This window comes from Bombella apis, assembly GCF_018221685.1.
In the GTDB taxonomy this organism is placed as follows: domain Bacteria; phylum Pseudomonadota; class Alphaproteobacteria; order Acetobacterales; family Acetobacteraceae; genus Bombella; species Bombella apis.
Genome location: NZ_JAGJTM010000004.1, coordinates 91,138 through 107,273 on the forward strand (window position 1 = coordinate 91,138; position 16,136 = coordinate 107,273).

Below are 16,136 nucleotides of genomic sequence, written 5' to 3' on the forward strand. Positions count from 1 at the left end.
AAGAGAGTGTGCCCAGATGGCGGAATTGGTAGACGCGCAGGCTTCAGGTGCCTGTGTCCGCAAGGACGTGGAAGTTCGAGTCTTCTTCTGGGCACCAGTCTTTTTTCCAGAAAATATAATATCCGGTAACAGAGTGCTTGATATGAAGCAGAATTACTGGTGTGGGCTGTTGTGAATATTTAACAGCTGATAAAAGAGCGGCCCCTTTATTTCATGCCCCTGCCTGTGTGCTGGTAGCGTGTGGGGCGGAAACACAAGCTGTCAGGCCAGGTTCCACATTGTAAGAGATGGCCCGAAAATGGCAGGAAACTGGCAAAAAAAGATAACAAAGGTATCGTGAGGGGCTTGCAATAATAGTTTTCCTTGTATATATGCTAGGTTTCCTTTATGAGGAAGGGTTTCTCTGAAAAGAGTTAACTTATAAGAGTTATTAAAAATAACGATTTACTTGTTTTATCCCCCATCGATAATATAACTCCTGCGATGTGTAGTAGTGGCGTGTGGGACGGCTCCAATCGTGCTCCGGCTCGTTGTTGCTATACAATCTGTCGAGATCTTATCCATGAATGGGGAACTGATCAGGATGAAACTGAAGAATTTCGGGGCTGCTCTGCTGATCGCCAGCACGACCCTGACATCTTTCGCCTCTGCAGCCATGGCTGCCGATGTTCCGAGCCCGAACCAGTACTACTGGCCGAAGGGCATGAACCTGGCCAAGCTGCGTGCTCACGATTCAGAGTCTGATCCGTACGGTGCGGATTATTATACGAACTATCACAAGAAGTTTGAGCAGCTGAACCTTCAGGAAGTCCGCAAGGACATCGAGAAGGTCATGCTGACCTCTCAGCCCTGGTGGCCGGCTGACTACGGCAACTATGGTCCGTTCTTCATCCGTATGGCCTGGCACAATGCCGGTACGTACCGTGCCATCGATGGCCGTGGTGGTGAAGAGGGTGCCCAGCAGCGTTTCGCCCAGTTGAACGACTGGCCGGACAATGCCAGCCTCGACAAGGCCAAGCGCCTCCTGTGGCCCGTCAAGAAGAAGTACGGTGAGAAGCTCTCCTGGGGTGACCTTATCGTCCTGACCGGTGACGTCGCCCTGAACCAGATGGGCTTCAAGACCCTCGGCTTCGTCGGTGGTCGTCCGGATGACTGGCAGTCCGAGCTGATCTACTGGGGTCCGGGCACGACGTTCTTCCCGAACAAGAGCTCCTTCCAGGTCGGTCAGAACGGTACTCTGAAGCACCCGCTGGCTGCCACGCACATGGGCCTGATCTACGTGAACCCGGAAGGGCCGAACGGCGATCCTGATCCGGTCAAGTCCGCTGCCATGATCCGTCTGGCATTCGGCCGCATGGCCATGAATGACGAAGAAACCGTGGCCCTGATCGCCGGTGGTCATACCTTCGGCAAGGCTCATGGTGCCCATCCGAACTCCTGCCTGAGCGGCCCGCCGGTTGCCAACGGTGTGGAACATCAGGGTCTGGGCTGGGCCGACCACTGCATCAAGGGCAAGCAGACGGCTGACGATGCGTCCACCAGCGGTCTGGAAGGCTCCTGGTCTGCCGATCCGATCCACTTCACCACGCAGTACATTGACAACCTGCTGAACAATGACTGGGTGCTGGGCACAAGCCCGACCGGTGCTCACCAGTGGCACACCAAGACGGATGACAAGATTGCTCCGGATCCGGCAAACCCGAACGATCCGTCCAAGATGCGTCCGATCATGATGTTCACCACGGACATCGCCCTGAAGACCGATCCGGCCTACCACAAGATCCTTGCCCGCTGGGCCGAGCATCCGAACGAGTTCGCCGATGCCTTCGCCCGTGCATGGTTCAAGCTGGTCGTTCGTGACATGGGTCCGAAGAGCCGCTACTTCGGCAGCGAAGTTCCGAAGGAAACCTTCGTGTGGCAGGACCCGGTCAACATGCCGGCCAAGCCGATCAACCAGGCTGACGTCCGTGAGCTGCGCAAGCTGATCGCTGCAACCGGTCTGTCCGACCGTGAGCTGATCAAGACAGCATGGGCTGCTGCTTCTTCCCACCGCGTGACCGATCACCGTGGCGGTGCCAACGGTGGCCGTCTGGCCCTGATGCCGCAGAACGGCTGGGCCGTGAACGATCCGGAAGAGCTGAAGACCGTCCTGCCGAAGCTGGAGCAGGTCCGCGACAAGTTCAACGCTCACAGCGCCCGCAAGGTTGCTCTGGCTGACATCATCGTTCTCGGCGGTAGCGTCGGTATCGAGGATGCTGCCAAGAAGGCTGGTGTGAATATCCAGGTGCCGTTCGCTCCGGGCCGTGGCGATGCCACACAGGACCAGACGGACGTCAACTCCTTCAACCTGCTGGAGCCGACGGCTGATGCCTTCCGCAACTACTACCGTGCGGATGCGGACAACACGCCGCCTCTGAACGCTCTGGTGGACAAGGCTGACACGCTGGGTCTGACCATCCCTGAGATGACAGTCCTGCTGGGTGGTCTGCGTACTCTGGACATCAACACGGGTCACTCCGCCAACGGTGTGCTGACGAAGAACCCGGGTGTGCTGAGCACGGACTTCTTCACCAACGTGCTGACGATGGACACACGCTGGCAGAAGGTTGAGGGTCAGGAAGACCTTTACGAGGGCTTTGACCGTGCAACCGGGCAGAAGCAGTGGACAGCCACGGACGTGGACCTGGTCTTCGGTGCCAACCCCGAGCTGCGTGCCGTTGCTGAGGTTTACGCTTCCAACGATGGCAAGGCGAAGTTCTACAATGACTTCGTGAAGGTCTGGACGAAGGTGATGAACCTCGACCGCTTCGACCTGCAGCGCTAAGATCTGCTCCTTCCTGCGGGAAGATCAGACGATACATTCCGTCGGGGAGACATCTCCCCGGCGGTCTGTCCAAACGTGGAGGATAGCATGTTGAAATTTGCTGGTGGTGCACTCGCCCTGTTTATGGCAACAGCCTTTTCTGCCACGGCGGCAACGGTTGATGTGCAGATGCTGAGCCATGGCAGTCACGGTTTCTCTTTTGAGCCAGCTGTCGTTTACATCCATTCTGGTGACAGTGTTCATTTCATTCCGACGGACAAGGGTCATAACGCCCAGTCCATCCCCGGCATGACACCTGATGGCGCACAGCCCATCAATGTTCCTTTCAGCCAGGAAAAGACGGTACAGTTCACCAAGCCGGGTCTGTATGGCTATAAGTGCCTGCCCCATTTTGCGCTGGGCATGGTAGGGCTGGTTGTTGTCGATAATGCCAACAATGAAGCAGAGGCCCGCAAGGCGCCGCTTTATGGCGCTGCCAAGCGTCGCTTCAATGAGCTGTTCCAGGATGTGGACAGCAAGAACGGCAAGTAAGAGGGGTCTGGCCCGAGGGCTGGAGACTGTTTACTGCTGGGTCGGCCCTGTTTCCGTTCTCAGGAACGGAGGGGCCGTTTTTTTTATTCCATGGTCTATGGAGGCAGAGTGTGTCAGAGAAAGTGGAAACAGGAACCGGCAGACCGGAACGTTATGGTTTGGTGGCCATCATCCTGCATTGGGTGATTGCGGTATTGATCCTCTTTATGATCGGCTTGGGGCTGTATATGGATCATGTACCCCTCAATGATCCGACACCCCTGCATCAGCTGCACAAGTCTGTCGGCATCGTGACCATGCTGCTGATCGTGGTGCGTGTCCTCTGGCGCCTGACACACAGGGCCCCGGCCTTGCCGCAGGACCTGTCGGCAGGGCAGCGTGTGGTGGCAGGTGGGATGGAAGGGCTCCTCTACCTGTATCAGATCATCCTGCCCGTGACGGGCTGGCTCATGGTCTCTGCCATGGCCATGCCGATCGTGCTGTTCGGGCTGGTATCGTGGCCGCTGATCCCTCTGCCGCAGAGCGTGATGGATAGCGGCTATCTGGCGGAAATCATGCCAGATGTTCATAACTGGCTTGCATGGACTTTCGGTGGATTCATAGTCCTGCATGTGCTGGCAGCTCTTTATCACCGTTTCATCCGGAAAGATCAGGTGGTGGACCGCATCCTGCCCCGCCATGGGGGGGGACGGTAAGCGGTTCCTTTTTGCCGGGTCAGCCAGCAAGCACCCTCATCGGTTTGATGGGGGTGTTTTTTTATGTTGGCTGCCAATGGGGGGCACAGCTTTATCCAGTCTGGGGGATGTGGTATCAGTCGATGGATCAGGCAGGATATAAGGAAAACAACATATCCTTGTTCTGCTTTCCAGACTGGCTGCCCTGGTGCCGTATTGGCACTGTCCGGCAGTCCTGAAGCTGGGTGATGGATCATATACAGGCTAGGTACCTGCTGAAGGAAATTCCCAATGGCGTCAGATCACAAGAAGACCCATATTGGCAGCCATAAGCTGCATCCCGAGACACAGATGCTCAATTACGGTTATGACCCGGCCCTTTCGGAAGGAGCCGTGAAACCGCCCGTGTTTCTGACGTCGACCTTCGTTTTTCCCACGGCAGAAGATGGCCGGGATTTTTTTGATTATGTTTCCGGCCGGAAAGAACCGCCGGAAGGCAAGGGGCAGGGGCTGGTCTATTCCCGCTTCAACCATCCGAACAGTGAGATTGTTGAAGACCGTCTGGCTGTTTACGAAGAAGCAGAGCGTGGGGTGCTGTTTTCTTCTGGCATGTCGGCCATTGCCACCACTCTGCTGGCCTATGCCCGCCCCGGTGATGTGATTCTTCATTCCCAGCCGCTCTATGGTGGGACGGAAACCCTGCTGACCAAGACCATGGCTTCTTTGGGAATCAAGTCCGTGGGGCTGGGAAGCTGCGGAGTGGATGAGGCCATCATGCGTGAGGCTGCCGAAAAGGCCATCGCAGAAGGGCGTGTCTCCCTGATCCTGATCGAGACACCGGCCAACCCGACCAATGGTCTGGTGGACCTGAAGCTGGTGCGCCGCATTGCCGAGGAGATCGAGGCCAGACAGGGCAGCCGTCCCATCATCGTCTGTGACAACACGCTGCTCGGGCCGCTTTATCAGCATCCGCTGAAGCATGGGGCTGATCTGTCACTGTATTCCCTGACAAAATATGTCGGCGGCCATTCCGATCTCGTGGCCGGGGCCGTTCTGGGCAGTGATGCCATGACACGCCCGGTGCGTCAGCTCCGTGGGGCCATTGGAACCCATCTGGACCCGCATAGCTGCTGGATGCTGGGCCGCTCTCTGGAGACGCTGGGGCTGCGCATGGAGCGTGCCACCCTCAATGCCCAGCGTGTGGCGGAGCTGCTGCGGGATCATGCCAAGGTGAACAAGGTGCATTTCCCACCGTTCTACGAGGCTGATTCGGCGGAGGGGAAAGTCTATGCCCGCCAGTGCAGTGGTGCCGGCTCGACCTTCTCCTTTGATATTGAAGGGGGTGAGGCTGCGGCTTTCCGCTTCCTTAATGCGCTGAAGATCATGAAGCTGGCTGTCAGCCTGGGAGGCACGGAGTCTCTGGCCAGCCATCCGGCGACGATGACACATTCCGGCGTGCCGAAAGAGGTACGGGAGCGCATTGGCGTCACGTCATCCACCGTGCGGCTCTCCATCGGTGTGGAGCATGTGGATGATCTGCTGGTGGACGTGAAGCAGGCGCTGGACGCCGCCTGAAGGTCACGGTGTCAGCCCTGATACGGAAAAGCCCGCCTCTCTGAAGGGGCGGGCTTTTTTTAGTGGCGATAGAAAGAAGGCGGATGCTTCAGTGTTTCAGCCAGCGGGCCAGACTGTTGCCGATGAGCTGCATCAGGCTGACCATGATGATGAGAACCACCACCACCCCGAACATGACGGTGGTGTTGAAACGCTGATACCCGTAACGGATGGCAAGGTCACCCAGGCCCCCCGCCCCGATGACGCCCGCCATGGCAGAGGCCCCGACCATGGTGATGAGCGTGACCGTCACGCCGGTGACAAGTCCCGGCAGGGCCTCGGCAATCAGGACGGAGCGGATGATGGTCATGCGTGTGCCACCCATGGCCCGGACGGCATCCACAAGGCCGGAATCAACCTCCCGCAGGGCCATTTCGGCAATGCGGGCAAAATAGGGAATCCCGGCGATGGATAGCGGCACGATGGCCGCTTCCGTCCCCAGAGACGTCCCGGCGATGAAGCGCGTGACAGGGATGAGCAGCACCAGCAGGATGATGAATGGCACGGCACGGACGGCATCCACCACCATGCCCATCAGTCGGGCGGCAAAAGGCAGCCGGTACAGCCCCTGCGGGCCGGTGGCGATCATGAACAGGGCCAGCGGCAGTCCGAATAGGACGGAAAGGGCCGTGGAGGCCACGACCATTTCCAGCGTCTGCCATGTGGAATGGAGGATCAGCTTAAGAATGAGAGGGGACATATCCCAGGACCTCCATGTTCTGCGCTGCCGTCTTCAGGTGATTCAGAGCCTGTTCCGTCCTGTCTCCTTCAAGGCTGAGGATCATGTCACCACTCAGATGGTCCCCGACGGTGGTCACGCCGCCCTGTAGCAGGGCCGTCTGCACGCCGAACCGTTCATGCAGTGCACTGAAGAGCGGCTCGCTGGCATCAGTCCCGCTGAGGACGAGCCGTACGATGGCCTTGTGTGGTCCTGCTGACGGTGTGGCAGCCATCGTCTGTGCCAGAAAGGCAGGGAGGGAGGGACGGATATCTGCCAGAAGGGTCTGGAGGGTCCGGTTGTTCTGTCCATCCCGGAGGAAGTCCAGCAGGGTTCCATCTTCGACGAGGCGGCCATGATCGAGGACCAGGATCCGCTGGGCAAAGCGGCGGACCACATCCATCTCATGGGTGATGAGAACGATGGTCAGCCCCAGCTTCCTGTTGATGTCGGCCAGCAGGTTGAGGATGGAGCTGGTGGATTCCGGGTCCAGAGCAGAGGTGGCCTCATCGCAGAGGAGCAGCGTCGGGTTGGCTGCCAGAGCACGGGCAATGCCGACACGCTGTTTCTGCCCGCCGGAAAGCTGGGAGGGGTATTTCTTTTCAAAGCCCTTCAGCCCGACAAGCTCCAGCAGTTCCGCAATGCGGTTGGCCTGTTCTTTGCGGGGGCATCCGGCGATCTGGAGGGGCAGGGCAATGTTGCCTGCCACGGTGCGGGAAGTCAGCAGATTGAAATGCTGGAAGACCAGACCGATCTTGCGGCGGATGCGGACAAGCTGCCGCTCTGGTTGTGTGGTGAGGTCCACACCATCCAGCAGGATGTGGCCCTGCTGGGGGCGTTCCAGCGCACAGAGGCAGCGGAGCAGGGTGGACTTCCCTGCTCCAGAGCGGCCGATCAGCCCCACGACCTCCCCCTGCTTTACCGAGAAGGAGATGTCCTGAAGAGCCGTATGCTGCCCAAAACTGTGGGTGACGTGCTGGATGTCGAGAATGGGCTTCATGGCCACGCAGGTGTGACTGTGCCGTGATAGATGTCCAGAATGAGCTTGTGGACATTCGGCTGGTGATAGCTTTCCACCAGCGGCTTGACCCATTCAGCGTTGGCATCACCCTCATTGACGGAGATGAAATTGACGTACGGGTTGTTCTTCAGCCCCTCCACGCCAATGCGTTCCTGCTCGGTGATGCCTGCCTTGCGGGCCCAGTCCATGTTGACAACGGCAGCATCCAGATCAGGCAGGGAGCGGCCAACCACACCGGCATCCAGCTCTTCGATGGAGATGTTGCGGGGGTTGTCGGTGACATCCAGCGCCGTGGGGAAAAGGCCGGAATCAGCAGGCAGACGGATCAGCCCCAGTGTCTCCAGCACATGGAGAGCACGACCCTCGTTGCTGGGGTCGTTGGGGATGCCAATACGGGCATTCTGCGGAATTTCGGCCACGGAGTGCCATTTGTGGGAATACAGGCCAATCGGCTGGAAGTATGTGTCGCCGACAGGGACGATCCTGTAGCCGTGGGCCTTGATCTGGGCATCGAGGAAGGGCCGGTGCTGGAAGGCATTGGCGTCCACGTCATGCTCGGACAGGGCCTCATTGGGCGTGTTGTAGTCGGAGAATGGGATGATCTTCAGCGTCAGGCCACGCTGGGCAGCATTCTGGCTGACGAGCCGCCAGATATCCTCGTCCTCGCCAGACATGATGCCGATTTTCAGCGTACGGCCATCGGCACGGGCGATTCCCGGATGGGCCAGGCCAAGGGCGGCAGCACCAGCCAGCCCTGCTGAAAGGCCAAGAAAACGGCGCCGGGGAAGGTGGGAAAACCGGGACATGGTGGTACCTTTCAACATTAAGGGGTGGATCAGTACGGTATCATGGACAGTTCCACAGAGGTGGAAAAGTCTTGCCAAGGCTGCACCATTACATCCCGCTTGTGCGGAATGATTTTTCTGGCCGGGGAAGGCCGTGCGTAGAGAGTGTTTTTAGCGGGTCGCTCTATTCTGTCAAGGTAAAGAGATGACCATATGAACAGTTAATGATAAAGGAATATAAAGCCTGATGAATATGTGCGGGACTTTATGAAAGGCCTTTCACCGTGTCTGTTCGGGGGCAGGTGTTCCTGCCCCCTGTAGAGGAGGTCAGTCTTCCTGTACCACCAAACAGAGACCTGTTGTTGGTGCCTGTTTGGTGATGAGTCTGGCCTGTCCGGTTTCGAGAATGACTTCCCGGATGGATCCGCCAAGGTCACTGACAAAGGCCAGGGTACCTTCGGCATCGACCGCCAGACCGATGGCCTCATCCAGGTCCCGCAGGATGACCTGCTGGTCATGCAGCCCGTGTTCATCCACCCGGGCGACATTGAGGCTGTTGCCATCGGGCGCAGCGCCACGGTCCGTCCACCAGAGCTTGCCCAGAGCAGGCGAGACATGTAGGTCGATCGGCTCTGGCAGATGGTCGGCCAGAAGCTCGATGTCATGACGGTCTGCGGGGTCCGTACCGGCAGGGAGGTCCAGAGACATGCGGAAAATGCGGCCACGCCCCCCTTTGGGAGGGCCTTTCTGCGACCAGTAGAGATGGCCGTTGCTGGTATCAAGGGTGATGCCTACACAGTGGCGTGTGGCATCCTTCATGTGCTCCGGGTAGGTGCCGGTCTGAAGAAGCACCTCCACGTCGGAGCCATCACGGCGGCACCGCATGATGCGCATTCCTTCACGGTCGCACCAGTAGAGATGCTCGCCTCCCGGGGTGGATGTCAGCTGTTTGGGGGTGACGACCAGTCCGTTGGCCACAAGCACCTTGTGGTCGCTGCCATCCAGTCGGGCGGATTCGATGGTGCCATCGGCATCACTGGGGTTGGCGCCCATGTTCGTCCAGTATATCCGGCCTTCCGTGGGGTCGATCCACACCCCGTCCGGGCAGCCCCAGCCGATGTCGATATGGGACAGTGGGCAGCCATCCTGTACGGAGAGGGCAGTGATCCGGGCAGGTTCGATCTCGAGTGAATGAAGAATGATGTTTCGGGTCATGAGGTGGCCTTGCTGTAATCATAGAAACCACGCCCGCTTTTCACGCCCAGCCTGTGTTCGGCAATCATCCTGCGGAGCAGCGTGCGGGGCGCTTCGGGCAGGTGGGGGAAGGCTGCGGCATAATGTTCCTCGATCTGGAGGACGATATCGAGTCCGACCTGGTCCATGAGGCGGAATGGCCCGGCAGTCGTGCCCTGTGTCTCGCAGTAGAGGCGGTCTATGGTTTCGGGGTCGGCCACACCTTCTGCGGCGACACAGAGGGCCTCACGCTTGATGGCGGCCCAGATGCGGTTCTCGATGAATCCGATGCTCTCTTTCCGGGCAATGTAGGGGGACAGTCCCACCTCGCTGAAATAGCGGGCCAGATCCTCCATGAGGGCCGTGTCAGTCTCTCCACAGGACATGAGTTCCACGGCCCGTTTTTCAGGTGGCATCATGAAGTGGGTGTTGAGGACCCGGTTCTTCTTCGTCACCTTGCCGACGATCTGGCTGGAAGGGAATGAGGAGGAGTTGGTGGCGAGGATGGCATCGGCAGGTGCCAGCTGGTCCAGCTGGCCAAAGATGTCCGTCTTGAGGTCCTGCTTTTCAGGCAGGGCCTCGATGACAAGCCAGGCGTCTTTCACGGCGTCTTCCAGTGTGGTGGCGATGTCCACATGGCCGGCTTTTCCACCTTCGACAGAGGCGACAACGTCAGGCAGGTGCTGCCCGACATAGGCGATGGCCTTCCGGGTGGTTTCTTCCTGCCTGTCAAAAAGGCGGACGGTGCCGCCGCGTGTTGCCAGCATCAGGGCGATACGGGAGCCCATCGTGCCAGCGCCAAGGATGGCGGCAGGGCGTTCAGGCACCTTTTCCGTCAGAAAATCTGCCATGGCATGTTCCTTTGCTGAAAGGGGCGGGCGGGGGCCAGACCTCACGGCTCATCTTATTGAATGAATGGCTAACATTTACTTTATCATTACGTGTCGCCTGCTGCGATCATCTTTGGATAACGGAGACGTCATCTGGCAGGCCATGCTCCTTGTGGCGTGGCCTGCCGGGCTCATGGTCAGCGGGTCTCTGTCAGTTCGGGGGCAAGTTGCGCCGTTCTGAACTCGGTGAAGTCGTATTGCCCCACGCCAGAGGTGATGAAAGGGTCTTCCGCCAGAAGGGTTTCAATTTCCTCTCTGGTGATCCCATCCCGGACAATGAGAATGCCCCCATCCCCCGATAGTTTGGGGCCGGATGCCAGCAGGATGCGCCGCTCGAAAAGCGTTGCAAGGAAGGCACGGTGTGCAGGGCGTTGGGCCTGAACCTCATCCGGGGAGGCGAGATAGGACACTGAGGCGATGATCATGGCAGATACTCTTTTGATTCATGGTGCCGTTTTGGGGGAGAGGAGCCCCCGGGGCGGGTGGAAGTTCCGGTTTTCTGGCAGTGTCATTCCAGCGGACAGAATAACACTTTCATAATAATGGCATTTTTTTCAGGGATGAAGGAGATGGTTTTCCGTACTGGGAACCCACTGTTTTTGCAGTCATACCCGTATTGCATGGAGGAATAGCCATGATTCGTATTCTGATCGCCTTTTTCGTCCCCTGGCTGACGTTCTTTACCATTGGCCGTCCGATTGCAGGGATCATCTGCCTGGTGTTGCAGGTCACCCTTCTGGGCTGGATTCCGGCAACCATCTGGGCGCTTCTGGCTCTGCGCTCCTATGATGAGGCTCGTTGAGCTTTCAGTCTGGCCGGAAAAAAGCCCCTGTCCGTAAAGGCAGGGGCTTTTCTGTATCAGCCCCCTTTGCCTGTCATGGCGGAAGGGGGGGAAGGGCAGAGGCCGGTCAGGCCTTGTTCTGCCCGGTGGTTGTATCGGGCACGCCCCTGCTGTTGATGAAATGTTCCAGCGCCGGGCCCTGGATGTCCACCACATCACGGGGGTACTGGATACCCGCCTGTTCGAACCGTTTTTTCATGCGGCGGTTGAATTCCCATTCCACCGTCCAGCGTCCGGCATTCGTGGTGGGATAGACACCCTTCACGGAGACGGAGGATGTGCCGATGGCAGACACGCCCCAAAGGTCGAAATCTGCCAGGATGAGGTCTCTGTAGGCCTCTTCATTCCGCATTTCCTTGCCAATTTCCACAAGGATGGCAGCGACCTGGTCCGTATCGCTGTCGATGTCCACCGTGGCGAGAATCATTGCACGGGAGAAGTCACGGTTGTAGTTGGTCACCTGGCTGAGCGAGCTGAACGAGAAAATGTTCATCGACCCGTCATTGGCCCGGACATGAACGGAGCGCAGGGAGAGCCGTTCGATCACGCCATAGGTGCCGTTCAGCGTTACGGAGTCGCCGACAGTCAGGGCATTTTCCAGCAGGAGGAAAATTCCGCTGATGAAGTCCTGCACCAGCTTCTGGGAGCCGAAACCCAGCGCCACACCAAAGATGGAAGCACTGGCGATGAGCGGGCCTGTATCAATTCCAAGCTGGGAGAGGACCGTCAGCCCGATGATGACAGCCAGAACCAGCAGGAACAGGATGCGGAACATCGGTGTCAGTGTCTGCAGGCGGGCAATGCGGATCTGCACATCCCGGCTGTCCTGTTCGCCCAGACGGCGGATATGATGCTCGATGGTCACATTGGCGACCTCCCAAGCCAGAATCCCGATGACCAGAGCTACCAGAATGGTCAAGGCTGCCTGGAAGATGCGGGGACCAAGCGTGTCATGGCCGAGCAGGATGTAAACCGGTGCGCCCCACGCCAGAGCAAGGGCCAGAATGGTCAGGACGGCCATGACGAGACGGATGACCGTCGTGGCAGCCGGGTAGTAACGGCGGATGCGGAACAGCGTTTCTTCATTGAGATTCCAGCTGTCCAGTGCCCGCATGAAGCGCTCCAGTCCGCCATAGGCCAGAATGCTGACAATGCGGACAGCTACCAGCGCCACCAGGGTACGGACGAATATCTGGAGGATGAGCTGGTATCCGCCATCAATGTCGGCTGCCCAGACAAGCCACAGGGCGAAGTCGAAGAACAGGGCCACAATCCACCAGCTGCCGGAGACCAGCGCCATGATGGACTGGAGGCGGCGGTTGGCTGCACCGATATGCTGGCAGGCATGCTGCACCCGCTTGCGGGAGCGGATGATCATGACGGCGAGGAAGAGGTGGACGGCCAGCAGCAGGAGCTTCTGGAGACCGCTGGAAACAGCCATAGGCATGGCCATGGCGTGCAGCATGGCCAGCAGTGAGAAGCCCCAGGCCAGAATGACACCAATCTGGCGGAAATAGCGGAAGATGAAGGTTGAGGAACTGTCCCGCAGGATGCTCAGCCGCAGCCATGGGGTCTGTGGGGCGAGGAAGATGCGCAGGACCAGGGTCCACACGCCCAGCCCGATGCCGATCAGCCAGGAGATGCTCCAGATTGCATGGGCCGCTTCGGTGGAAGGGGCAGGGTCCAGCACGCCCATCAGCAGGGCGATCAGGGGAAAGGTGCAGATGGTGATCAGCTCCAGCAGGGCGCAGGCCAGCGTATAGGGAGCGCGGCGCAGGCAGAGCATGAGCTGTGTCAGTGCCCCCTGATGGCGGAGACTGTCCTCAAGGCTGGCCTGGGTGGCGGCGGCCTCCTCTTTGGTCTGCTCATTATGGGTGGCTGCCGTGCGGGCTGTATCCGTGGCGGCTTCCGTTGCTTCGGCACGGGTCTTGTGCAGTTTTTCAGCTTCCTGCTGGAAAACCATGTGGTCGTGCTTTTTCGCCATGCTGCTGATGCGCCGGTAGAGAGGGCGCAGGATGATGCGCACGCCGAAGAAAAGCAGGTAGCTGCACACCAGCATGATGACCACACGCAGGGCGATGTGGCCGACACGGGCCTGTAGGGCCGGGTCATGCACAAGGGCCTGAACCCACGGGGCAATGGCGCCGAAATCGATGATGCTCTGATGCAGGATGTGCAGCTGCTGGAGGGCACGGTCACCGAAAAGGGCAATGTTTTCCCGGGCCAGATCAATGACGGAGGCATGTTTCGCCTGTGGCGCGGCCTGGGTCAGGTTCTGGAGGGTCGTCAGGAATTTCTGACGCTGGGCATCATCGCTCAGGACAGAAATGAGCTGGCGGGCCTGGTCAGCGGAGAGACCTGTCGTGGTGGCTGGTGCCGGGGCGTCTGCGGCCAGTGCCCGGGCGGGCAGGGACCCGAACAGGGCCAGACAGGCCACCAGCAGGGCTGGCAACAGGCTGCGTACGAACAGACCGGTAAAATGCCGGTACGGAGCGGCCCCCGTGTTGGGGTGCGGTATTCTGTCAGTCATGTAGATACGCATCTCCTTTTTTGGTGTGAGGCGGCAGCATGCCTTCTGTCCGGGCCGTTTTCGCAGAACAGTGTCAGGATTTTAAGGCACGCTCTGGTGAAAGGAGGATTAATTTTCTGAAATCCCCTGTTTCAGGCAGGAGGGGTACCGCCATCCCGTCCCGGTATCGGAGATGGAATGGCGGAGTATGCAAGGCCTTATGGCCCGTTTTTCAGTGGGATGGACGTGCGGAGAGCTGCACGGCCCATAGCTGGGCCAGATTGTTGGCAGTCCCCTCGCCATCCATGCTGCTGAAGAGCTGGAGGGCTTCTGTCCGGCGTCCGGCGTCCATCATGGCCATGCCCAGGGAGAGGCGGGCGAGGTCCGGCTGGTGGGGCTGTTTCCCCAGCCCCTGTTGCATGAGGGCCAGACCCTGATCCACCTGTCCGTTGAGGACAAGGTTGTATCCGGCTGTCAGGGAGGGGCCCGCCTCGGTGGAGGTTTTGGCTTTTTCTACCATGGCGGGGAGGCTGGTGCGGGCTTCTGCGGCACGTTGAGCCACGAAAGCCCGGAAATGCGCCTGGGCTTCTGCCCCGGTGCCAGTTCCCAGCAGGTGGCGGGCATAGCCTTCATCCAGAAGGTTCAGGGCCAGCTGGGGCAGCTCCATCTGCACGGCCCGCTCTGCCATGTCCTGAAACTCGGCCGGGCTGGTCAGCAGGCCAGTGGCCAGGCGCAGACGCTGGAGATTGAAGACCATGCGTGGCGTGAGGGAATGGTCGGTTGTCAGGTCATGGATCAGCATCTGCCAGTACTGGGGTCGGGCATGATATTTCACCAGTTTGACATAGATGCCTGTCTTGCCCGCCGTGTCATGCAGCTGGTCGTAAGCGGCGGCGAGCATCTGGAGCTGGTTTTCCGCCGGAATCTGTCCAGCCTTCCGGTCGGCGGCCAGCATGGCCCGGCCTGCCTCCACCGTGCCCTTCCAGTCCTGCTGGAGATAGTGGCACTGGAGGAGAAGGGTCTGCATCTGCTGGTTCGGGCCGACTTCCTTCAGATAACGGCTGGCTGCGTTGGCGGCACTGGCATAGTCACGGGCTCCATAGGCCAGACTGGCCTGCGCCATGAGCATCTGCTGCCGTGCGGCCGGAGTGGTGCGGCTGTTCCTAATGAGGGTTTCATAGGCCTTCAGTGCGACAGGGACATTGCCCGCCTGGCTGGCCGCCGCTGCCCGCATCTGGGCGATGACGTAGCTTTCATAGTCGCTCTTTCCTGCCACGGCATCAGCAGCATTGACGAACTCCAGGGCTTTGGCTGGCTGATGGCTGGACAGAGCCGACTGTGCATTCTGGAGCTGCGTGCCGACCTCCCGGCCCAGCTCATCCTCTGCCTGCGCTGCCCCGATGAGCAGGCGGGTGGGAGCCTGCCCGGAGATGGGGGACAGGCAGGAGAGGGCAGACAGGCCAAACATGCCAGCCAGCAGCCAGCCGTGCGGGTGTTTCGGGTTTGGCAGGCTCATGGGTTACTGTCCTTCCACAAACTGGTCCAGACCAACAATGCCCAGCTTCGTCACGCCAAGGCGCTGGGCGTCCGCCATCACATGGGCCACGGTCTTGTAGGTGGCAAGACGGTCGGGACGGATATGGATCTCCGGCTGCTCACCTGTCACGGGATGGACGGCCCCGTTCAGATGGGCCTGAAGGTCCTCCTCCGAGGTGATGGGCGTGTCATTCCAGCTCAGCGTATTGTCATAGCTGATGCCAATTGTTGCAACCTGTGGCTGTATTGCAGAGGGTGGTGGATCGCCCTGGGGGAGGTCGATCGCTACGGAATGGGTCTGAAGCGGGATGGTGATGATGAGCATGATGAGCAGCACCAGCATCACGTCGATCAACGGTGTCGTGTTGATGTCGACAATGGCTTCATCTTCATGAGTGCTGCCCGTACCAACGTTCATGGCCATGAGGAATCTCCAAAAACTGTCTGCCTCGGGCGTCATGCCCCGGTGAACCGGGCCGGGGAGAACCGGCAGGAAGGGCCCCCACCCGGCAGGGCAGGGGCCGGAAAGACCACAGGTCAGTCGTACGGCTGCTCTGTGATGAAGTCAACGTGCTGGATGCCTGCCTCCTGGCAAGCCGCCACGATCTTGCCAATGGGCATGTACTGGGCCGAACCGTCCCCGCGGATCTGTATCTGCGGCTGGGGCTGCTGGCGTGCTGCTTCCATGAGACGGCTGACAAGCACCTTGTGGTCCCCGATGGGCTGTGTGTTCCAGTAGGTCTGCCCATCCGCCGTGACAGCCAGCACGATGTTGCCAGGCTTGGTCTGGGTTGGCTGGTTGCGGTCTACCGGCAGCTTGACCTTTACGGTGTGCGTGGCCACCGGGATGGTGATGAGGAAGATGATGAGCAGCACCAGCATGACGTCAACCAGCGGTGTCGTGTTGATGGCTGATACCACCTCGCCATCATCACCCATGTCTCCGGTGTTGAATGCCAT

At 59.3% G+C, this 16,136-nt stretch carries 15 protein-coding genes and 1 tRNA gene; 6 read left to right on the top strand and 10 right to left on the bottom strand.

Features of this window, described 5'->3' with window-relative positions; genetic code table 11:
* The first annotated feature begins 10 nt into the window (after positions 1–10).
* The 5 genes from J8Z04_RS03630 (at position 11) to J8Z04_RS03650 (ending at position 5,604) form a co-directional block, all read left to right on the top strand.
* Positions 11–97 (top strand) — tRNA-Leu (locus tag J8Z04_RS03630).
* Positions 98–583: 486 nt separating this feature from the next.
* Positions 584–2,824: a catalase/peroxidase HPI gene (gene katG, locus J8Z04_RS03635; protein WP_043561779.1), complete on the top strand. Its 2,241-nt coding sequence runs from the start codon at positions 584–586 to the stop codon at positions 2,822–2,824.
* A gap of 87 nt (positions 2,825–2,911) precedes the next feature.
* Complete coding sequence (locus J8Z04_RS03640; protein WP_043561777.1) at positions 2,912–3,355, top strand: pseudoazurin; 444 nt, start codon at positions 2,912–2,914, stop codon at positions 3,353–3,355.
* 110 nt (positions 3,356–3,465) lie between these two features.
* Positions 3,466–4,050, top strand: a complete 585-nt coding sequence (locus J8Z04_RS03645; RefSeq protein ID WP_248460281.1) for a cytochrome b — start codon at positions 3,466–3,468, stop codon at positions 4,048–4,050.
* 270 nt (positions 4,051–4,320) lie between these two features.
* Positions 4,321–5,604 carry a cystathionine gamma-synthase family protein gene (locus J8Z04_RS03650; RefSeq protein ID WP_043561774.1) on the top strand — a complete coding sequence of 428 codons (1,284 nt, stop codon included), beginning with the start codon at positions 4,321–4,323 and terminating at the stop codon, positions 5,602–5,604.
* Positions 5,605–5,692: 88 nt separating this feature from the next.
* Here J8Z04_RS03650 and J8Z04_RS03655 read toward each other — a convergent pair whose 3' ends face one another.
* From J8Z04_RS03655 to J8Z04_RS03680, 6 genes are all read right to left on the bottom strand, one after another.
* A complete protein-coding gene (locus J8Z04_RS03655; protein ID WP_043561771.1) occupies positions 5,693–6,343 on the bottom strand; it encodes a methionine ABC transporter permease in 651 nt (216 codons plus the stop codon).
* Complete coding sequence (locus J8Z04_RS03660; protein ID WP_043561769.1) at positions 6,324–7,361, bottom strand: methionine ABC transporter ATP-binding protein; 1,038 nt, start codon at positions 7,359–7,361, stop codon at positions 6,324–6,326. The genes J8Z04_RS03655 and J8Z04_RS03660 overlap by 20 nt, the downstream gene beginning before the upstream one ends.
* Positions 7,358–8,188: a MetQ/NlpA family ABC transporter substrate-binding protein gene (locus J8Z04_RS03665; RefSeq protein ID WP_081562507.1), complete on the bottom strand. Its 831-nt coding sequence runs from the start codon at positions 8,186–8,188 to the stop codon at positions 7,358–7,360. The genes J8Z04_RS03660 and J8Z04_RS03665 overlap by 4 nt, the downstream gene beginning before the upstream one ends.
* A 306-nt stretch (positions 8,189–8,494) precedes the next feature.
* The gene (locus J8Z04_RS03670) at positions 8,495–9,382 is read right to left on the bottom strand and encodes an SMP-30/gluconolactonase/LRE family protein (RefSeq protein ID WP_086431702.1); all 888 of its coding nucleotides are present in this window, start codon (positions 9,380–9,382) and stop codon (positions 8,495–8,497) included.
* Entirely contained in the window at positions 9,379–10,251 is an 873-nt protein-coding gene (locus J8Z04_RS03675; protein WP_043561766.1) for a 3-hydroxyacyl-CoA dehydrogenase family protein, read from the bottom strand. Before J8Z04_RS03675 ends, J8Z04_RS03670 begins: the two co-directional genes overlap by 4 nt.
* A gap of 176 nt (positions 10,252–10,427) precedes the next feature.
* Positions 10,428–10,715, bottom strand: coding sequence for a YciI family protein (locus tag J8Z04_RS03680; protein ID WP_043561763.1), 288 nt, complete (start codon positions 10,713–10,715; stop codon positions 10,428–10,430).
* A gap of 212 nt (positions 10,716–10,927) precedes the next feature.
* Between J8Z04_RS03680 and J8Z04_RS03685 the strand changes: the two genes are divergently transcribed.
* Complete coding sequence (locus tag J8Z04_RS03685; protein WP_086441572.1) at positions 10,928–11,092, top strand: YqaE/Pmp3 family membrane protein; 165 nt, start codon at positions 10,928–10,930, stop codon at positions 11,090–11,092.
* Positions 11,093–11,198: 106 nt separating this feature from the next.
* On the opposite strand, the gene J8Z04_RS03690 is transcribed toward J8Z04_RS03685, so the two are convergent.
* The 4 genes from J8Z04_RS03690 to J8Z04_RS03705 form a co-directional block, all read right to left on the bottom strand.
* Positions 11,199–13,661, bottom strand: a complete 2,463-nt coding sequence (locus J8Z04_RS03690; protein ID WP_192848540.1) for a mechanosensitive ion channel family protein — start codon at positions 13,659–13,661, stop codon at positions 11,199–11,201.
* A gap of 211 nt (positions 13,662–13,872) precedes the next feature.
* Positions 13,873–15,156, bottom strand: a complete 1,284-nt coding sequence (locus J8Z04_RS03695; protein WP_232086386.1) for a tetratricopeptide repeat protein — start codon at positions 15,154–15,156, stop codon at positions 13,873–13,875.
* 3 nt (positions 15,157–15,159) lie between these two features.
* Positions 15,160–15,600, bottom strand: coding sequence for an ExbD/TolR family protein (locus J8Z04_RS03700; protein ID WP_043558836.1), 441 nt, complete (start codon positions 15,598–15,600; stop codon positions 15,160–15,162).
* Positions 15,601–15,713: 113 nt separating this feature from the next.
* Positions 15,714–16,136 carry an ExbD/TolR family protein gene (locus J8Z04_RS03705; RefSeq protein WP_192848541.1) on the bottom strand — a complete coding sequence of 141 codons (423 nt, stop codon included), beginning with the start codon at positions 16,134–16,136 and terminating at the stop codon, positions 15,714–15,716.

What these genes read in the sequence shown, in the direction of transcription:
- katG (WP_043561779.1), top strand. Translation starts at nt 584, where the DNA reads ATGAAACTGAAGAATTTCGGGGCTGCTCTGCTGATCGCCAGCACGACC.
- J8Z04_RS03640 (WP_043561777.1), top strand. Translation starts at nt 2,912, where the DNA reads ATGTTGAAATTTGCTGGTGGTGCACTCGCCCTGTTTATGGCAACAGCC.
- J8Z04_RS03650 (WP_043561774.1), top strand. Translation starts at nt 4,321, where the DNA reads ATGGCGTCAGATCACAAGAAGACCCATATTGGCAGCCATAAGCTGCAT.
- J8Z04_RS03655 (WP_043561771.1), bottom strand. Translation starts at nt 6,343, where the DNA reads ATGTCCCCTCTCATTCTTAAGCTGATCCTCCATTCCACATGGCAGACG.
- J8Z04_RS03660 (WP_043561769.1), bottom strand. Translation starts at nt 7,361, where the DNA reads ATGAAGCCCATTCTCGACATCCAGCACGTCACCCACAGTTTTGGGCAG.
- J8Z04_RS03665 (WP_081562507.1), bottom strand. Translation starts at nt 8,188, where the DNA reads ATGTCCCGGTTTTCCCACCTTCCCCGGCGCCGTTTTCTTGGCCTTTCA.
- J8Z04_RS03670 (WP_086431702.1), bottom strand. Translation starts at nt 9,382, where the DNA reads ATGACCCGAAACATCATTCTTCATTCACTCGAGATCGAACCTGCCCGG.
- J8Z04_RS03675 (WP_043561766.1), bottom strand. Translation starts at nt 10,251, where the DNA reads ATGGCAGATTTTCTGACGGAAAAGGTGCCTGAACGCCCTGCCGCCATC.
- J8Z04_RS03680 (WP_043561763.1), bottom strand. Translation starts at nt 10,715, where the DNA reads ATGATCATCGCCTCAGTGTCCTATCTCGCCTCCCCGGATGAGGTTCAG.
- J8Z04_RS03690 (WP_192848540.1), bottom strand. Translation starts at nt 13,661, where the DNA reads ATGACTGACAGAATACCGCACCCCAACACGGGGGCCGCTCCGTACCGG.
- J8Z04_RS03695 (WP_232086386.1), bottom strand. Translation starts at nt 15,156, where the DNA reads ATGAGCCTGCCAAACCCGAAACACCCGCACGGCTGGCTGCTGGCTGGC.
- J8Z04_RS03700 (WP_043558836.1), bottom strand. Translation starts at nt 15,600, where the DNA reads ATGGCCATGAACGTTGGTACGGGCAGCACTCATGAAGATGAAGCCATT.
- J8Z04_RS03705 (WP_192848541.1), bottom strand. Translation starts at nt 16,136, where the DNA reads ATGGCATTCAACACCGGAGACATGGGTGATGATGGCGAGGTGGTATCA.